A 14,719-nucleotide genomic window follows, 5' to 3' on the forward strand; every position below is an offset into this window, starting at 1 on the left:
GATGACAAAAGCGCATGAAAAAGGGCGCCGAGGCGCCCTTCATCGTTGTTTCTCGCGACAGCCGATTACTCGGCGGCTGGAGGAAGTTGCAGCGGCACCGCGGCTTGCGACGCACCCGCCTGCTGCTCAAGGATCAGTCGATCCCGGGCCGCAGCGACGCGACGAAGCTTGGACATCGCCGCTCCGGTTCCGGCCGGAATAAGACGTCCAACGATGACGTTCTCCTTCAAGCCCTCAAGCGTATCGATCTTTCCGTTGACCGCAGCCTCCGTGAGGACGCGCGTGGTCTCCTGAAACGACGCCGCAGAGATGAAGGAACGCGTCTGCAAGCTCGCCTTGGTGATTCCGAGCAGCACCGGAGTTCCGACCGCGATCTTACCGTTGTTTTCGAGCACCTTATTGTTGGCCTCTTCGAGCTCAACCTGATCGACCTGCTCGCCGTTGAGGAAGTCGGTATCGCCTGGATCGGTGATGTCGACCTTCTGCAGCATCTGGCGAACGATGACCTCGATATGCTTGTCGTTGATGCTCACGCCCTGCAGGCGATACACTTCCTGGATCTCGTTGACCAAATAGGCCGCGAGTTCCTCGACGCCCTTAATCGCAAGAATATCGTGCGGTGCCGGGTTGCCATCGACGATGTAGTCACCCTTCTCCACGACGTCGCCGTCCTGCAGGTGAATGTGCTTGCCCTTCGGGATCAGATACTCGACGGGCTCGCCACCTTCATCGTGCGGAACGATCGAAAGACGCTGCTTGTTCTTGTAATCGCGACCGAACTGGATCGTGCCGGACATCTCCGCGATGATGGCGTGATCTTTTGGCCGACGAGCCTCGAACAATTCCGCGACACGCGGCAGACCGCCGGTGATGTCGCGCGTCTTGGCGCCTTCCATCGAGATACGGGCAACGATATCGCCCGCCACGACTTCGCCGCCGACATCGAAGCTCAGGATCGAGTCGACCGGCAAGAAGTACCGCGCCTCGCTACCACGGGGCAGCTTCACGACCTTGCCGTCCTTGCCCTTGATAACGATGGCGGGACGAAGATTGACGGAGCGCTGATTCAAACGCCAGTCCATCACGACGCGCTTGGCGATGCCAGTCGCCTCGTCGATCGACTCGGACATCGAAATGCCCTCGCTGAGATCTTCGAAGCCCACGACGCCGTCGATTTCGGTCATGATCGGACGGGTGTAGGGGTCCCACTCGGCAAGGCGCTGACCGCGCTTCACCTTGTCGCCCTCGTCGACCTTGAGGCGCGCGCCGTATTGAACGCGATGCGTCGCCCGATCCGTACCATCCGGTCCTTCGATCACGATCGCGACGTTCCGCGCCATGACCATCAGATCGCCATCCGCGTTGCGAGCCAGCGCCCGGTTACGGATCTTGACCGTGCCGTCGAAATTCGACTCGACGAACGACTGATCCGCGATCTGGGCCGCGCCGCCGATGTGGAACGTCCGCATCGTCAACTGCGTCCCAGGCTCGCCGATCGACTGAGCCGCGATGACGCCGACGGCTTCGCCCATGTTGACCGGCGTGCCGCGTGCAAGGTCACGGCCGTAGCAGGTCGCGCAAACCCCATTCTTGGCCTCGCAGGTCAAGACCGATCGGATCTTCACCTCCTGGATACCAGCCGCATTGATGCGGTCGATATGCCATTCCTGGATCATCTCGCCTTCGGAGACGATGACGCTGCCGTCCTGATTGAGCAGCGGTTCGGCCGACGTCCGGCCGAGAATGCGGATCGCCAGCGACGCCACGATTTGTCCGGCGTCGATGATCGCCCGCATCTTGATGCCGCCCTTCGAGCCGCAATCGACCGTCGAGATAATGGCATCCTGCGCCACGTCGACGAGACGACGCGTCAAGTAACCCGAGTTTGCGGTCTTCAACGCGGTATCGGCCAAACCCTTGCGGGCGCCATGGGTCGAGTTGAAATATTCAAGAACGGTCAGACCTTCCTTGAAGTTCGAGATGATCGGGCTCTCGATGATTTCACCCGATGGCTTGGCCATCAGGCCGCGCATCGCCGCCAGCTGCTTCATCTGAGCGGGCGAACCACGCGCTCCCGAATGCGCCATCATGTAGATCGAGTTGATCGGCTTATCGCGGCCGTCCTCATCCTTTTGCACGGTGGAAATGCGGAGCATCATCTCTTCCGCAAGCTTGTCCGTGCACTTCGCCCATGCATCGACGACCTTGTTGTACTTCTCACCCTGGGTGATCAGGCCGTCGTTATACTGCTGCTCGTATTCCGTCGCGAGCGTACGGGTGTCCTCGACGATCTTCGGCTTGGTTTCCGGCACGACCATGTCGTCCTTGCCGAACGAAATGCCGGCGCGGAAGGCCTCGCGGAAGCCCAAAGCCATGATGCGATCGCAGAAGATGACCGTCTCCTTCTGACCGCAGTTGCGGTAGACGGTGTCGATCATGTTGGAGATCTCTTTCTTCGTCATCAGCTTGTTGGCGACGTCGTAAGGGATCTTGGGGTGGCTCGGCAGAATCTGGCCGAGGATCATCCGGCCCGGCGTCGTGTCGAAGATCTTCGACACCCGCTCGCCATTCTCATAGGTCCAGGCGCGGCCCCGGATCTTGGTGTGCAGCGTCACGGTCTTTGACTGCAGCGCATGTTCGATCTCCGCCTGGCTCGAGAACACCATACCCTGACCGATGTCGCCATCGCGCATCAGCGTCACATAGTAGAGACCGAGCACGATATCCTGGCTCGGCACGATGATCGGCATGCCGTTGGCCGGATGCAGGATATTGTTGGTCGACATCATCAGCACGCGCGCTTCCAGCTGCGCTTCAAGCGACAGCGGAACGTGAACGGCCATCTGATCGCCGTCGAAGTCGGCGTTGAAGGCGGCGCAAACCAGCGGATGCAGCTGGATCGCCTTGCCCTCGATCAACGTCGGCTCGAACGCCTGAATGCCCAGACGATGCAGCGTCGGTGCACGGTTCAGCATGATCGGGTGTTCGCGGATGACCTCGTCCAGGATATCCCAAACCTCAGGCTTCTCCTTTTCGACCAGCTTTTTGGCCTGCTTGACCGTGGTCGAGAGACCCTTGGCGTCGAGACGCGAATAGATGAACGGCTTGAACAGCTCGAGCGCCATCTTCTTCGGCAGGCCGCACTGGTGCAGCTTGAGTTCCGGACCCACGACGATCACGGATCGACCGGAATAATCGACGCGCTTGCCGAGCAGGTTCTGACGGAACCGGCCCTGCTTACCCTTCAACATGTCGGCGAGCGACTTCAGCGGGCGCTTGTTGGCACCGGTGATGACGCGGCCGCGACGACCGTTGTCGAACAGCGCATCGACCGCCTCTTGAAGCATACGCTTCTCGTTGCGGATGATGATGTCCGGCGCGCGCAGCTCGATGAGCCGACGAAGACGATTGTTGCGGTTGATGACGCGGCGATAGAGGTCGTTCAGATCGGACGTCGCGAAGCGTCCGCCATCCAGCGGCACCAGCGGACGCAAGTCCGGCGGAATGACCGGAATTTCGGTCAAGATCATCCATTCGGGGCTGTTGCCCGAGTGCATGAAGGCTTCGATGATCTTCAGCCGCTTGGCGAGCTTCTTCGGCTTGAGCTCGGTGGTCGCCTCCGAGATCTCGACCTTGAGGTGCTCGGCGATGCGGGGCAGATCCATTCCGCGCAGAATTTCGCGAATGGCCTCTGCGCCGATCATGGCAGTGAAGTTGTCCTGCCCGTATTCGTCCTGCGCGCGGATGAATTCATCCTCGCTCAGAAGCTGACGGTCCTTGAGCGTGGTCAAGCCGGGCTCGATCACAATGTAGGATTCAAAATACAGGATCCGCTCGAGATCCTTCAGGGTCATGTCGAGCAGGAGGCCGATACGCGACGGGAGGCTCTTCAGGAACCAGATATGCGCGACGGGAGCCGCCAGGGAGATGTGGCCCATCCGCTCGCGCCGGACTCGCGACAACGTGACTTCGACGCCGCACTTCTCGCAGATGACGCCCTTATACTTCATCCGCTTGTACTTGCCGCACAGGCACTCGTAGTCCTTGATCGGACCAAAGATGCGCGCGCAGAACAAGCCATCCCGCTCCGGCTTGAAGGTACGATAATTGATGGTTTCGGGCTTCTTGATCTCACCGAACGACCACGAGAGGATCTTCTCCGGGCTCGCGATGGCGATCTGAATCTGGTCGAACGCCTGAGGCTGGACGACCGGATTGAAGAGATTCATGACCTCTTGTTTCATAAACAGCTCCTGGACTGGGGCGATCTGGCAGCGTCTGCCTCCGCGCCCTGTCGGATGAATGTGTCGTCGCCAAAGCTGGAGGGATCCGCCGATCCCTCCAGCTTTGTTTGCTTGTTATTCGGCCGCTTCGGCGATCGTTTCGTCAGGCTTCTTAGATTGAGTCAATTCGACATTGAGGCCGAGCGACCGCATCTCCTTGACCAACACGTTGAAGCTCTCCGGAATACCGGACTCGAACGTATCGTCGCCGCGCACGATCGACTCGTAGACCTTGGTGCGGCCCGCGACGTCATCCGACTTCACGGTCAGCATTTCCTGCAAGGTGTAGGCCGCGCCGTAGGCTTCGAGGGCCCAGACCTCCATCTCACCGAAACGCTGTCCGCCGAACTGAGCCTTGCCGCCCAACGGCTGCTGGGTCACGAGGCTGTAGGGGCCGATCGATCGGGCGTGGATCTTGTCGTCCACAAGATGATGCAGCTTCAGCATATAGATAAAGCCGACCGTCACCTTCCGATCGAATTGGTCGCCCGTTCGGCCGTCGTAGACCGTCGACTGACCCGACGAATGCAGGCCCGCCTGCTCCAACATTTCGACGATGTCCGGCTCGTGCGCGCCATCGAAGACCGGCGTCGCGATCGGCACGCCGCGCTTCAGGTTATGGCCGAGCTCGACCATTTCCTCGTCGTTCAGCGACGCGACCGTTTCGTTATCGCCGTAGATGTCGGCCAACTTGCTCCGCAACGGCTGCATGTCGCCGTGGCGCATGTAGGCGTTGACGGCCTCGCTCACCTGCTTGCCAAGGCCCGCGCAGGCCCAGCCGAGATGCGTCTCGAGGATCTGACCGACGTTCATGCGGCTCGGCACGCCGAGCGGGTTCAGCACGATGTCGACCGGCGTTCCATCGGCCAGGAAGGGCATGTCTTCCTGCGGCACGATCTTGGACACCACGCCCTTGTTGCCGTGGCGGCCCGCCATCTTGTCGCCGGGCTGGATCTTGCGCTTCACCGCGACGAAGACCTTGACCATCTTCATCACGCCGGGCGGCAGTTCGTCGCCACGTTGCAGCTTCTCGACCTTATCCAGGAAGCGGCTTTCCAGCCCCTTCTTGGCTTCGTCATACTGCTTCCGCATGGCTTCGATCTCGCCCATGACGACATCGTCCTGGATCGCGAAGTTCCACCATTGCGAACGCGGGTACTCGGCGATCAGCTCCTTGGACAGGACAGTGTCCTTCTTGAAGCTCTTCGGGCCGGAAATACCGGCCTTGCCGGACAGAACGGTCGCAAGACGCGCATAAACGTTCCGGTCGAGGATCGCGAGTTCGTCGTCACGATCCTTGGCGAGACGCTCGATCTCCTCACGTTCGATAGCCTGAGCGCGCTCGTCCTTGTCCACACCGTGGCGATTGAAGACGCGCACTTCGACAATCGTCCCCTGCACGCCCGGGGGCACGCGGAGCGAAGTGTCACGGACATCGGAAGCCTTCTCGCCGAAGATGGCGCGAAGCAGCTTCTCTTCCGGCGTCATCGGGCTTTCGCCCTTTGGCGTGATCTTCCCGCACAGGATGTCGCCGGCCTGCACTTCCGCACCGATATAGACGATGCCGGCCTCGTCGAGGTTCTTCAGCGCTTCTTCCGAGACGTTCGGAATGTCGCGCGTGATTTCTTCCGGCCCGAGCTTCGTGTCGCGTGCCATCACCTCGAACTCTTCAAGATGGATGGACGTGAACACGTCCTCTTTGACGATCTTCTCCGACAGCAGGATCGAATCTTCGAAGTTGTAGCCATTCCACGGCATGAACGCGACGAGCACGTTCCGGCCGAGCGCGAGATCGCCAAGATCGGTCGAGGGACCGTCAGCGATGATGTCGCCCTTGGCCACCATCTCGCCGACGCGCACCAAAGGTTTCTGGTTGATGCAGGTCGACTGGTTGGAGCGCTGGAACTTCATCAAGCGATAGATGTCGACACCCGGCTTGGCGGCATCGACCTCTTCGGTGGCGCGAATGACGATACGGGTCGCGTCGATCTGATCGACCACACCCGTGCGCCGAGCCGCGATCGCGGCGCCGGAGTCGCGCGCCACGATGGCTTCCATGCCGGTCCCGACAAGCGGAGCATCGGCCTTCACCAGCGGCACGGCCTGGCGCTGCATGTTGGAGCCCATGAGCGCGCGGTTCGCATCGTCGTTCTCGAGGAACGGGATCAAAGCGGCCGCGACCGACACCAATTGCTTGGGCGACACGTCCATGAAGTCGACGCGCTCGCGCGGCACCAGCATCACGTCGCCGGAATGGCGGCAGAGCACCAATTCGTCCGTGAGGGTCTTGTCCTTGCTGGTCGCCGCATTGGCCTGCGCGACGTAATGCTTGGATTCCTCCATGGCCGACAGATACACGACGTCATCGGTCACATGCCCGTCGCGGATGCGGCGGTACGGCGCTTCGATGAAGCCGTATTTGTTGACGCGCGCGAACGTCGCCAACGAGTTGATGAGACCGATGTTCGGGCCTTCCGGCGTCTCGATCGGGCAGATGCGGCCATAATGGGTCGGATGCACGTCGCGGACTTCGAAGCCAGCGCGCTCGCGTGTCAAACCACCCGGTCCGAGCGCCGAGAGACGACGCTTGTGGGTGATCTCGCTGAGCGGGTTGGTCTGATCCATAAACTGGCTGAGCTGCGAGGAGCCGAAGAACTCACGCACCGCTGCGGCTGCGGGCTTGGCGTTGATCAGATCCTGCGGCATCACCGTGTCGATATCGACCGACGACATACGCTCCTTGATGGCGCGCTCCATACGGAGCAGACCGAGGCGATATTGGTTTTCCATCAACTCGCCGACCGACCGCACGCGGCGGTTTCCGAGATGATCGATATCGTCGATTTCGCCACGTCCGTCGCGCAAATCGACCAGCGATTTGGCAACCGCGAGGATATCCTCCTTGCGAAGAATACGGACCGTATCGGCCGCATCGAGATCCATCCGCATGTTCATCTTGACGCGACCGACCGCCGAAAGGTCGTAGCGCTCGCTGTCGAAGAACAGCGAGTGGAACATGGCCTGGGCGCTATCGACCGTCGGCGGCTCGCCGGGGCGCATCACGCGGTAAATGTCGAACAAGGCTTCCTCACGCGAAGAATTCTTGTCGACCGCGAGCGTGTTGCGAATATACGGGCCGATATTGATGTGATCGATATCGAGGATCGGCAGTTCGTCGAATCCGGCCTCGAGCAGAAGCGGCAGCGTCTTTGCGGAAATCTCGTCGCCGGCCTCGGCGAAGATCTCGCCTGTGCTGGGATTGTAGAGATCCTGCGCGATATACTGGCCGTAGAGATCTTCGTCCTGCACCCGCAGAGCCTTGATGCCCCGCTCGGCCAAGAGGCGAGCCGAACGAACCGTCAGCTTCTTGCCGGCTTCGATTACGACCTCGCCCGTGTCGGCGTCGATCATGTCAAGGGCGGCCTTCATGCCCTTCATACGCTCAGCGTCGAACGGCATGCGCCATCCTTCGGTCGTGTGCGTGTACTGAATGGTCTTGTAGAAGGTCGACAGGATCTCTTCGCCGTCCATGCCGAGCGCATAGAAGAGTGAGGTCGCCGGCAGCTTCCGGCGGCGATCGATACGCGCGTAAACGATATCCTTGGCGTCGAATTCAATATCGAGCCACGACCCGCGATACGGGATGATGCGGGCTGCGAACAGCAGCTTGCCCGACGAATGGCTCTTGCCCTTGTCGTGATCGAAGAACACGCCCGGCGAGCGATGCATCTGCGAGACGATCACGCGCTCGGTCCCGTTCACGATGAACGTGCCGTTCGACGTCATGAAGGGCATGTCGCCCATATAGACGTCCTGCTCTTTGATGTCCTTGACCGACTTAGCGCCGGTATCTTGGTCCACATCGAACACGATCAGGCGGAGCGTCACCTTGAGGGGCGCCGCGAAGGTCATGCCGCGCTGACGGCACTCGTCGACATCGAACTTCGGCTGCTCGAACTCGTAACGCACGAATTCCAGGAGAGACGTTCCGGCAAAGTCCGATATCGGGAACACCGATCGGAACACCGATTGCAGACCTTCGTCGGGGCGACCGCCCTCCGGCACGTCGACCAGCAGGAATTGGTCGTAGGATGCCTTTTGAACCTCGATGAGGTTCGGCATTTCCGCAACTTCTTTGATGTGACCGAAGAATTTGCGGACCCGTTTCCGGCCGGTGTACGTTTGCGCCATGTTGCTCCTCGTACCTTCTGGCTTGAGCATGACCGCCCGTGCGGGCCACGCTCACTTACTCGCGTCGGATCCGAACCAACGGCGTCACAAGAACCAACGAGGCTCTCCCGAACGGACCGGCGTGCCACCCGCAGGGCTCGCCTCATCCGTCCCGACATCCGGGCTCGGCATTGTCGACCGACATCGACATCTTCAGTTCAATCGTTCGGCGCTCAAGGTACGCTCGGCTTAGACCGACCGAACGCACCAAAGGTCCCGGGGGCAAACCCCGAGACCATGGCATTCCTTAGTGAGGAATGATGCGCGAGATAACCCGCGCATGTTTTGACAACGGTCTTACTTGAGTTCGACCTTAGCTCCGGCCTTCTCGAGCTGTGCCTTGAGCTTGGCAGCATCTTCCTTCGACACGCCTTCCTTGACGGCCTTCGGAGCAGCTTCGACCAAGTCCTTAGCTTCCTTCAGGCCGAGACCCGTGATGGCGCGAACTTCCTTAATGACTTCGATTTTCTTGTCACCGATCGCGGCCAACATGACCGTGAACTCGGTCTGCTCTTCAACCGGAGCAGCAGCAGCAGCCGGGCCAGCCGCAACAGCGACAGCGGCGGCGGCGGAGACGCCCCACTTTTCTTCGAGCAGCTTCGCGAGCTCAGCAGCTTCGAGGACGGTCAGCGCCGACAGGTCGTCGACGATCTTTTCGAGATTTGCCATAGTGATATTCCTGATATTTGGTTGGAACCGTATTTTTACAAGACGCCGCCGTTAGGCTGCATCGCGATCGGCATAGGCCGCGAAGACGCGCGCCAGCTTGGCAGCCGGAGCGGTCGAGAGCTGCGCAAGCTTGGTTGCGGGCGCCTGGAGAAGGCCCACGAGCTTGGCGCGCAATTCGTCGAGCGAGGGAAGCGTTGCGAGCGCTTTCACGGATTCGACGTTCAAGGCGGTCTGGCCCATGGCGCCACCGAGGATCACGAACTTGTCGAAATCCTTGGCGAAAGCCACAGCTACCTTCGGGGCCGCTACCGGATCGGCCGAATAGGCGATCAGGGTCGGGCCGCGCATCAGCGGTCCGATGGAAGCGACATCCGTGCCTTCGAGAGCAATCTTGGCGAGGCGGTTCTTGGCGACCTGGACGGACGCCCCGGCTGCACGCATCTGCTTGCGCAAATTCTGCATCTGGGCGACGGTCAGGCCGGAATAATGAGCTACGACCACGACTGATGCTTTGTCGAAAACATCATGGAGCGTCGTGACGAACTCCTTCTTTTCCGCTCTGTCCACAGCGTACTCTCCGCTTGGCGGAACGAAAGGTTCCGCCGGTTGCACATCATACGCGGCACGAGAGAGACCGGGATTTACCGGCAGCCACCGAGCCACGTTCATTGTGCCTGCCCCCGGAGCGATCAGAGACCGCCGCCGGACAGATGGTTCGAACCAAATAGGGACGGCCCGCATCTCGGCGAACCTTCCTGAAAATCCGGTTATCCCCGTCTATGCAAGCTTCGTCGCAACCATTCTGGCCAAAAGCCGTTGGGTTGCAGATCGAGGATCAAGCCGCCGGTCGCCCGGCATCGGCACTTGCAGTCTAGGACAGGACACGGCTGCTCCGATCAAAGATCGAGGCAGCCCATCCACTCCGCCTGATAATCGGACAAGCCGAAAACAGGACGAAGATTCATGCCGGATAAGCGTTAACGCAAATCCAACCTGCTTCATACTGCCCCTCGGATCGTTTGCCAAGGGGCAGTAGGAAGTTTTCTGCGATGTCAAGCCGTATCGTGCCGGCTCGGTTGCCCGAGCCGTCAGACACTTTTAGTTCTGGACGTTCGACGCCAGCACGGTCGACGGATCGACCTTTACGCCCGGGCCCATGGTGGACGAGATTGCGACGCGCTGCACGTAGGTGCCTTTGGCACCCTGCGGCTTGGCCCGCGACACGGCGTCCACGAACGCCTTGATGTTTTCGACAAGCTTGTCCTCGTCGAACGACGCCTTGCCGACGCTGCCCTGAACGATACCGGCCTTCTCGACCCGGAACTCGACGGCGCCGCCTTTAGAGGCCGCAACAGCCGACGCGACATCCATCGTCACCGTTCCGACCTTCGGGTTCGGCATCAGACCGCGCGGGCCCAACACCTTACCGAGACGACCGACGAGCGGCATCATGTCCGGGGTTGCGATGCAACGATCGAACTCGATCGTTCCGCCCTGAACCGCTGCGACCAGGTCTTCCGCGCCGACGATATCGGCTCCGGCCTTGGTGGCCTCGTCGGCCTTGGCGCCACGTGCGAAGACGGCGACCCGGACGGTGCGGCCTGTGCCGTTCGGCAGGTTGACCACGCCGCGAACCATCTGGTCGGCATGTTTGGGGTCGACGCCGAGGTTCATGGCGATCTCGACCGTTTCGTCGAACTTAGCGGCAGCCTTGGACTTCACCAGCGACACGGCGTCGGTGACGCCATAGAGCTTGATCCGGTCGATGCTTTCGCGAGCCTTCGCGATCTTCTTTCCGATATGTGCCATCGTGATTACCCCACCACCTCGAGGCCCATCGAACGGGCGGAGCCTTCGATCATCGACATTGCGGCCTCGACGGACGCGCAGTTCAGATCAACGATCTTCTTTTCGGCGATCTCACGAACCTGAGTCCGCGTGATGCGACCAACATTGCCCTTGCCCGGGGTCTTCGACCCGGCCGCGATGCCAGAGGCCTTCTTGAGCCAAAACGACACCGGCGGAAGCTTCATCTCGAACGTGAAGGAGCGATCCTGATAGGCCGTGATCACGACCGGGATCGGCGAACCCTTCTCCATCTGCGCGGTACGCGCATTGAAGGCCTTGCAGAACTCCATGATGTTCAGACCGCGCTGACCGAGCGCAGGCCCGATCGGCGGGGAAGGGTTAGCGGCTCCGGCCGGGACCTGGAGCTTGATGTAACCCGTGATTTTCTTTGCCATTCACATACTCCAAAAGCACCGTGGGACATGACGGTCCCGGCGGCGGCTACGGTTTCGTGGTGCGTCTTGCGGACCGGCAGGCTGGCCGGGCCGTGACTCCCACGCTGAAGAGCGGACCGAGATCCGCCCCGCGCTCCGTCAGGAACGCGTTTCGGGACGCGGCCACAACGGCCACGCCCCAAATCGTTGAACGAAGGTCACAGCTTCTCGACCTGCGCGAATTCGAGATCGACCGGCGTGGCGCGACCAAAGATCGACACCGCAACCTTGACGCGCGAGCGACCCTCGTCGACCTCTTCGACAATGCCGTTGAACGACGCGAACGGACCATCGGCCACGCGCACCTGCTCGCCGATCTCGAAGACGATCGAGGACTTCGGCCGCTCGACACCTTCCGCGACCTGACCCTTGATCCGGTCGGCCTCGGCGTCGGAGATTGGCATCGGCTTCTTGTCGGCACCGAGAAAGCCCGTGACCTTCGGCGTGTTCTTGATCAGGTGATAAACGTCATCGGTCAGGTCGGTTTTCACCAGCACATAGCCCGGGAAGAACTTGCGCTCGGAATTGACCTTACGGCCTCGCTTCACCTCGATGAAGTTTTCGGTCGGAACCAGGATCTCGTCGAACTTGTCGGCCAAGCCACGCTGGCCAGCCTGCTCGCGAATCGAATCCGCGACCTTCTTTTCGAAGTTCGAGTAAGCGTGGACGATGTACCAGCGCATGCTCATGAATTGTTCTCAAAACCCGTTTGATGACGATGGAATGAAGTCCGGCCGCAACCTCTAGCGGCCAAGCCCCAGGACGAGACCCACGAGAAAGTGAATCGCCTGGTCGACCGAGACGAAGAAGACCGACGCGAGCACAACCATGACGATGACCATTCCGGTCGTGATCAAGGTTTCGCGGCGAGTCGGCCACGTGACCTTCGTGGCTTCGGTCCGAACGTCCTGAATGAATTGAAATGGGTTCGCCATACGAAATCCAACAGCCTCCGGCTGTGTGCCAGAAGACGGCTCCGGCGAAACTCGCCTACCCTGCTCGGACGCTAGCCTGAAAGAAGAGCGGCGCGAAACCGTTCGGTCACGCGCCACATCAGAGTTGCTATAACGCGACTTGCCGATGCAGCCAAGCGAAAAAGCATTTGCGTTGGCCGCGCTTCTTTACAGAAAATTGGGAGCAGCGGCTGGCAGGAGAGGTGGGACTCGAACCCACAACCCCCGGTTTTGGAGACCGGTACTCTAGCCGATTGAGCTACACTCCTGCACGCGAACCCGCGAGCGCCGCCTTGCTGTTTAGCCGCAAGATTGGGCCGGACGCAAGAGCGTATTCGGCTTGGCGCGGCATCCACGCCTGGCAGTCGCCTTATCGAAGTGGCTCCACCGTCACGGCAGTGCCGTAGGCCAGCACCTCGGTAATCCCGTCCATGATCTCGTTGGCGTCGTATCGCATGCCGACCACGGCATTCGCGCCGGCCTGCCCGGCGTGCCTGACCATATCCTCGTAGGCTTCCTGGCGCGCGTTCTCGGCAAGGCGGACGTAAATGCTCAGGCGGCCACCGAAGAAGCTCTGCCAGCCCCCGGCCCAGTTCCCGATAACACTGCGAGACCGCACAGTGATTCCACGGCAGATGCCGAGATGCTGGATGATCCGGTAGCCCGCGATCTCATTGGTGGTCGTGACAATCATGAAACGGCTCCCTGGCAACGCATTGCGGCCGGCACGATGCGCGCGCGGTCCGTGATTTCGGATTTGACGCGTTCTCAACTCTGTTCCAAATTCGACGCGGGTGTCGTTTTTGACAGAGGCACTCATCGGGGCTCATCGCCATCAAACATCTCTCACTCACGCCCGCCCCCATCGCCGCCGTCCGGCCCGCCACCTGGCTCGACAACGGTTCACCAGGTGCTCAAGCTCCGGCGTCCGAATCCGGGTTGGCGCATGACGAGAGTGGGCCCGTGAGCACGATCCTGTTTCTCATGGTACCATCCTTTTCGATGATCGCCTTCGCGTCGGCGGTCGAAACCTTGCGTCTCGCTAATCGCGCGATGAATAATCACGCCTACCGATGGAGGGTGTTGAGCGGAGACGGCCGGCCCGTCATCGCCTCGAATGGCATCCCGGTCGCAGCAGATGCGGCCTACGCCGATCTGGCGGGCGCCACGGCCGCTATCGTCTGCTCCGGGACGGACGTGCAAACCTTCGAGCATCGCGATCTCATCGCTAAGCTCCGCACGCTCGCGACACGCGGTGTCGCCATCGGCGCGCTTTGTACCGGCTCTTATGTCCTTGCACGTGCCGGGCTTCTCGATGGCCATCGATGCACGATCCACTGGGAAAATTTCGACGCGTTCCGCGAAGAGTTTCCCGACCTGTCGGTCACGCAGGAGCTGTTTGAGATCGACAAGTTGCGGTTCACCTGTGCCGGGGGCACAGCCGCGATCGACATGATGCTGTCCTTGGTGTCGAAGCAAAAAGGACAGGAGGTGGCCGCCATGGTGACGGATCAACTGATCCATCACCGGATGCGCGACGCTCACGAGCGTCAGCGGATGGAGTTGCGCGCGCGTCTCGGGGTCGCGCATCCCAAACTGATCAGCGTCGTGAGCGAAATGGAACGCTGCATCGAACAGCCGCTGTCATGCGCCGATTTGGCGGACGGCGTCGATCTGTCGACCCGGCAACTTGAGCGCCTGTTCCGCAAATATATCGGCGATGCTCCGACGCGCTATTATCTCGGCCTTCGCCTCGATCGGGCGCGCCATCTCCTGCTGCAGACCAGCATGCCGATTCTGTCGGTCGGTCTCGCCTGCGGTTTCGTCTCGGCGTCGCATTTCTCCAAATGTTACAGCGAGCATTTCGCCCGGACACCATCGCAAGAGCGCCGCAACCCGAGACGGGACGATCGCGGTTCGAAACAGGAGTGATGTCACACGTCGCTCCCCCCAATCGTGCGGCAAAGTCGGATGGTGCGGTGGCTTTTTCCATTGACAGGAACGGCTCAGCTCACCATAAGCGCCCACACAAGGACGGGTTCGGCGGGCGCAACAGCCCCGGTTCGAAGTCGGCCTCGGGCTTACACGCTGATTGTCACCGACGATCCGGCATGTGGTCTGGAGGAGTGTCCCGAGTGGCAAAGGGGGCGGACTGTAAATCCGCTGGCTAAGCCTTCGTAGGTTCGAGTCCTACCTCCTCCACCAATTGGCCCATGCGGGTGTAGCTCAATGGTAGAGCAGCAGCCTTCCAAGCTGAATACGAGGGTTCGATTCCCTCCACCCGCTCCAATGTTTTTGAGCA

10 protein-coding genes and 3 tRNA genes are annotated in these 14,719 nt (G+C 60.7%); 3 read left to right on the top strand and 10 right to left on the bottom strand.

Going from position 1 to position 14,719, the window contains the following annotated elements; all coding sequences use genetic code 11:
• Window positions 1-65: 65 nt before the first annotated feature.
• The 10 genes from rpoC to LGH83_RS05160 form a co-directional block, all read right to left on the bottom strand.
• Window positions 66-4,244 carry a DNA-directed RNA polymerase subunit beta' gene (gene rpoC / locus LGH83_RS05115; protein WP_227400879.1) on the bottom strand — a complete coding sequence of 1,393 codons (4,179 nt, stop codon included), beginning with the start codon at window positions 4,242-4,244 and terminating at the stop codon, window positions 66-68.
• Between the two features lie 114 nt (window positions 4,245-4,358).
• On the bottom strand, window positions 4,359-8,474 hold the full coding sequence (rpoB, locus tag LGH83_RS05120) for a DNA-directed RNA polymerase subunit beta (RefSeq protein WP_227400880.1): 4,116 nt from the start codon (window positions 8,472-8,474) through the stop codon (window positions 4,359-4,361).
• 336 nt (window positions 8,475-8,810) lie between these two features.
• Window positions 8,811-9,182: a 50S ribosomal protein L7/L12 gene (gene rplL / locus LGH83_RS05125; RefSeq protein ID WP_131118077.1), complete on the bottom strand. Its 372-nt coding sequence runs from the start codon at window positions 9,180-9,182 to the stop codon at window positions 8,811-8,813.
• Between the two features lie 51 nt (window positions 9,183-9,233).
• Complete coding sequence (rplJ, locus tag LGH83_RS05130) at window positions 9,234-9,749, bottom strand: 50S ribosomal protein L10 (RefSeq protein WP_131118079.1); 516 nt, start codon at window positions 9,747-9,749, stop codon at window positions 9,234-9,236.
• 531 nt (window positions 9,750-10,280) lie between these two features.
• Entirely contained in the window at window positions 10,281-10,991 is a 711-nt protein-coding gene (rplA, locus tag LGH83_RS05135; RefSeq protein WP_131118082.1) for a 50S ribosomal protein L1, read from the bottom strand.
• Between the two features lie 5 nt (window positions 10,992-10,996).
• Window positions 10,997-11,425: a 50S ribosomal protein L11 gene (rplK, locus tag LGH83_RS05140; protein WP_131118085.1), complete on the bottom strand. Its 429-nt coding sequence runs from the start codon at window positions 11,423-11,425 to the stop codon at window positions 10,997-10,999.
• A gap of 197 nt (window positions 11,426-11,622) precedes the next feature.
• Window positions 11,623-12,153: a transcription termination/antitermination protein NusG gene (gene nusG, locus LGH83_RS05145; RefSeq protein ID WP_131118088.1), complete on the bottom strand. Its 531-nt coding sequence runs from the start codon at window positions 12,151-12,153 to the stop codon at window positions 11,623-11,625.
• A gap of 54 nt (window positions 12,154-12,207) precedes the next feature.
• Window positions 12,208-12,399, bottom strand: a complete 192-nt coding sequence (gene secE / locus LGH83_RS05150; RefSeq protein WP_131118091.1) for a preprotein translocase subunit SecE — start codon at window positions 12,397-12,399, stop codon at window positions 12,208-12,210.
• 210 nt (window positions 12,400-12,609) lie between these two features.
• Window positions 12,610-12,686: transfer RNA gene (locus tag LGH83_RS05155), tRNA-Trp, on the bottom strand.
• 101 nt (window positions 12,687-12,787) lie between these two features.
• Window positions 12,788-13,111, bottom strand: a complete 324-nt coding sequence (locus LGH83_RS05160) for a YbjQ family protein (RefSeq protein WP_227400881.1) — start codon at window positions 13,109-13,111, stop codon at window positions 12,788-12,790.
• A 290-nt stretch (window positions 13,112-13,401) separates the two neighbouring features.
• Here LGH83_RS05160 and LGH83_RS05165 point away from each other — a divergent pair, with 290 nt between their 5' ends.
• From LGH83_RS05165 to LGH83_RS05175, 3 genes are all read left to right on the top strand, one after another.
• Window positions 13,402-14,349 carry a GlxA family transcriptional regulator gene (locus tag LGH83_RS05165; RefSeq protein ID WP_227401734.1) on the top strand — a complete coding sequence of 316 codons (948 nt, stop codon included), beginning with the start codon at window positions 13,402-13,404 and terminating at the stop codon, window positions 14,347-14,349.
• 188 nt (window positions 14,350-14,537) lie between these two features.
• A tRNA-Tyr gene (locus tag LGH83_RS05170) sits at window positions 14,538-14,622 on the top strand.
• Window positions 14,623-14,632: 10 nt separating this feature from the next.
• Window positions 14,633-14,706 (top strand) — tRNA-Gly (locus LGH83_RS05175).
• Window positions 14,707-14,719: the final 13 nt, after the last annotated feature.

The organism is Lichenihabitans sp. PAMC28606 (assembly GCF_020616535.1).
Taxonomy (GTDB): domain Bacteria; phylum Pseudomonadota; class Alphaproteobacteria; order Rhizobiales; family Beijerinckiaceae; genus Lichenihabitans; species Lichenihabitans psoromatis.

Coding starts and splice junctions, on each gene's coding strand:
- secE (WP_131118091.1), bottom strand. CDS start 12,399: ATGGCGAACCCATTTCAATTCATTCAGGACGTTCGGACCGAAGCCACG.
- rpoC (WP_227400879.1), bottom strand. CDS start 4,244: ATGAAACAAGAGGTCATGAATCTCTTCAATCCGGTCGTCCAGCCTCAG.
- nusG (WP_131118088.1), bottom strand. CDS start 12,153: ATGAGCATGCGCTGGTACATCGTCCACGCTTACTCGAACTTCGAAAAG.
- rplA (WP_131118082.1), bottom strand. CDS start 10,991: ATGGCACATATCGGAAAGAAGATCGCGAAGGCTCGCGAAAGCATCGAC.
- rplK (WP_131118085.1), bottom strand. CDS start 11,425: ATGGCAAAGAAAATCACGGGTTACATCAAGCTCCAGGTCCCGGCCGGA.
- LGH83_RS05165 (WP_227401734.1), top strand. CDS start 13,402: ATGGTACCATCCTTTTCGATGATCGCCTTCGCGTCGGCGGTCGAAACC.
- rpoB (WP_227400880.1), bottom strand. CDS start 8,474: ATGGCGCAAACGTACACCGGCCGGAAACGGGTCCGCAAATTCTTCGGT.
- LGH83_RS05160 (WP_227400881.1), bottom strand. CDS start 13,111: ATGATTGTCACGACCACCAATGAGATCGCGGGCTACCGGATCATCCAG.
- rplL (WP_131118077.1), bottom strand. CDS start 9,182: ATGGCAAATCTCGAAAAGATCGTCGACGACCTGTCGGCGCTGACCGTC.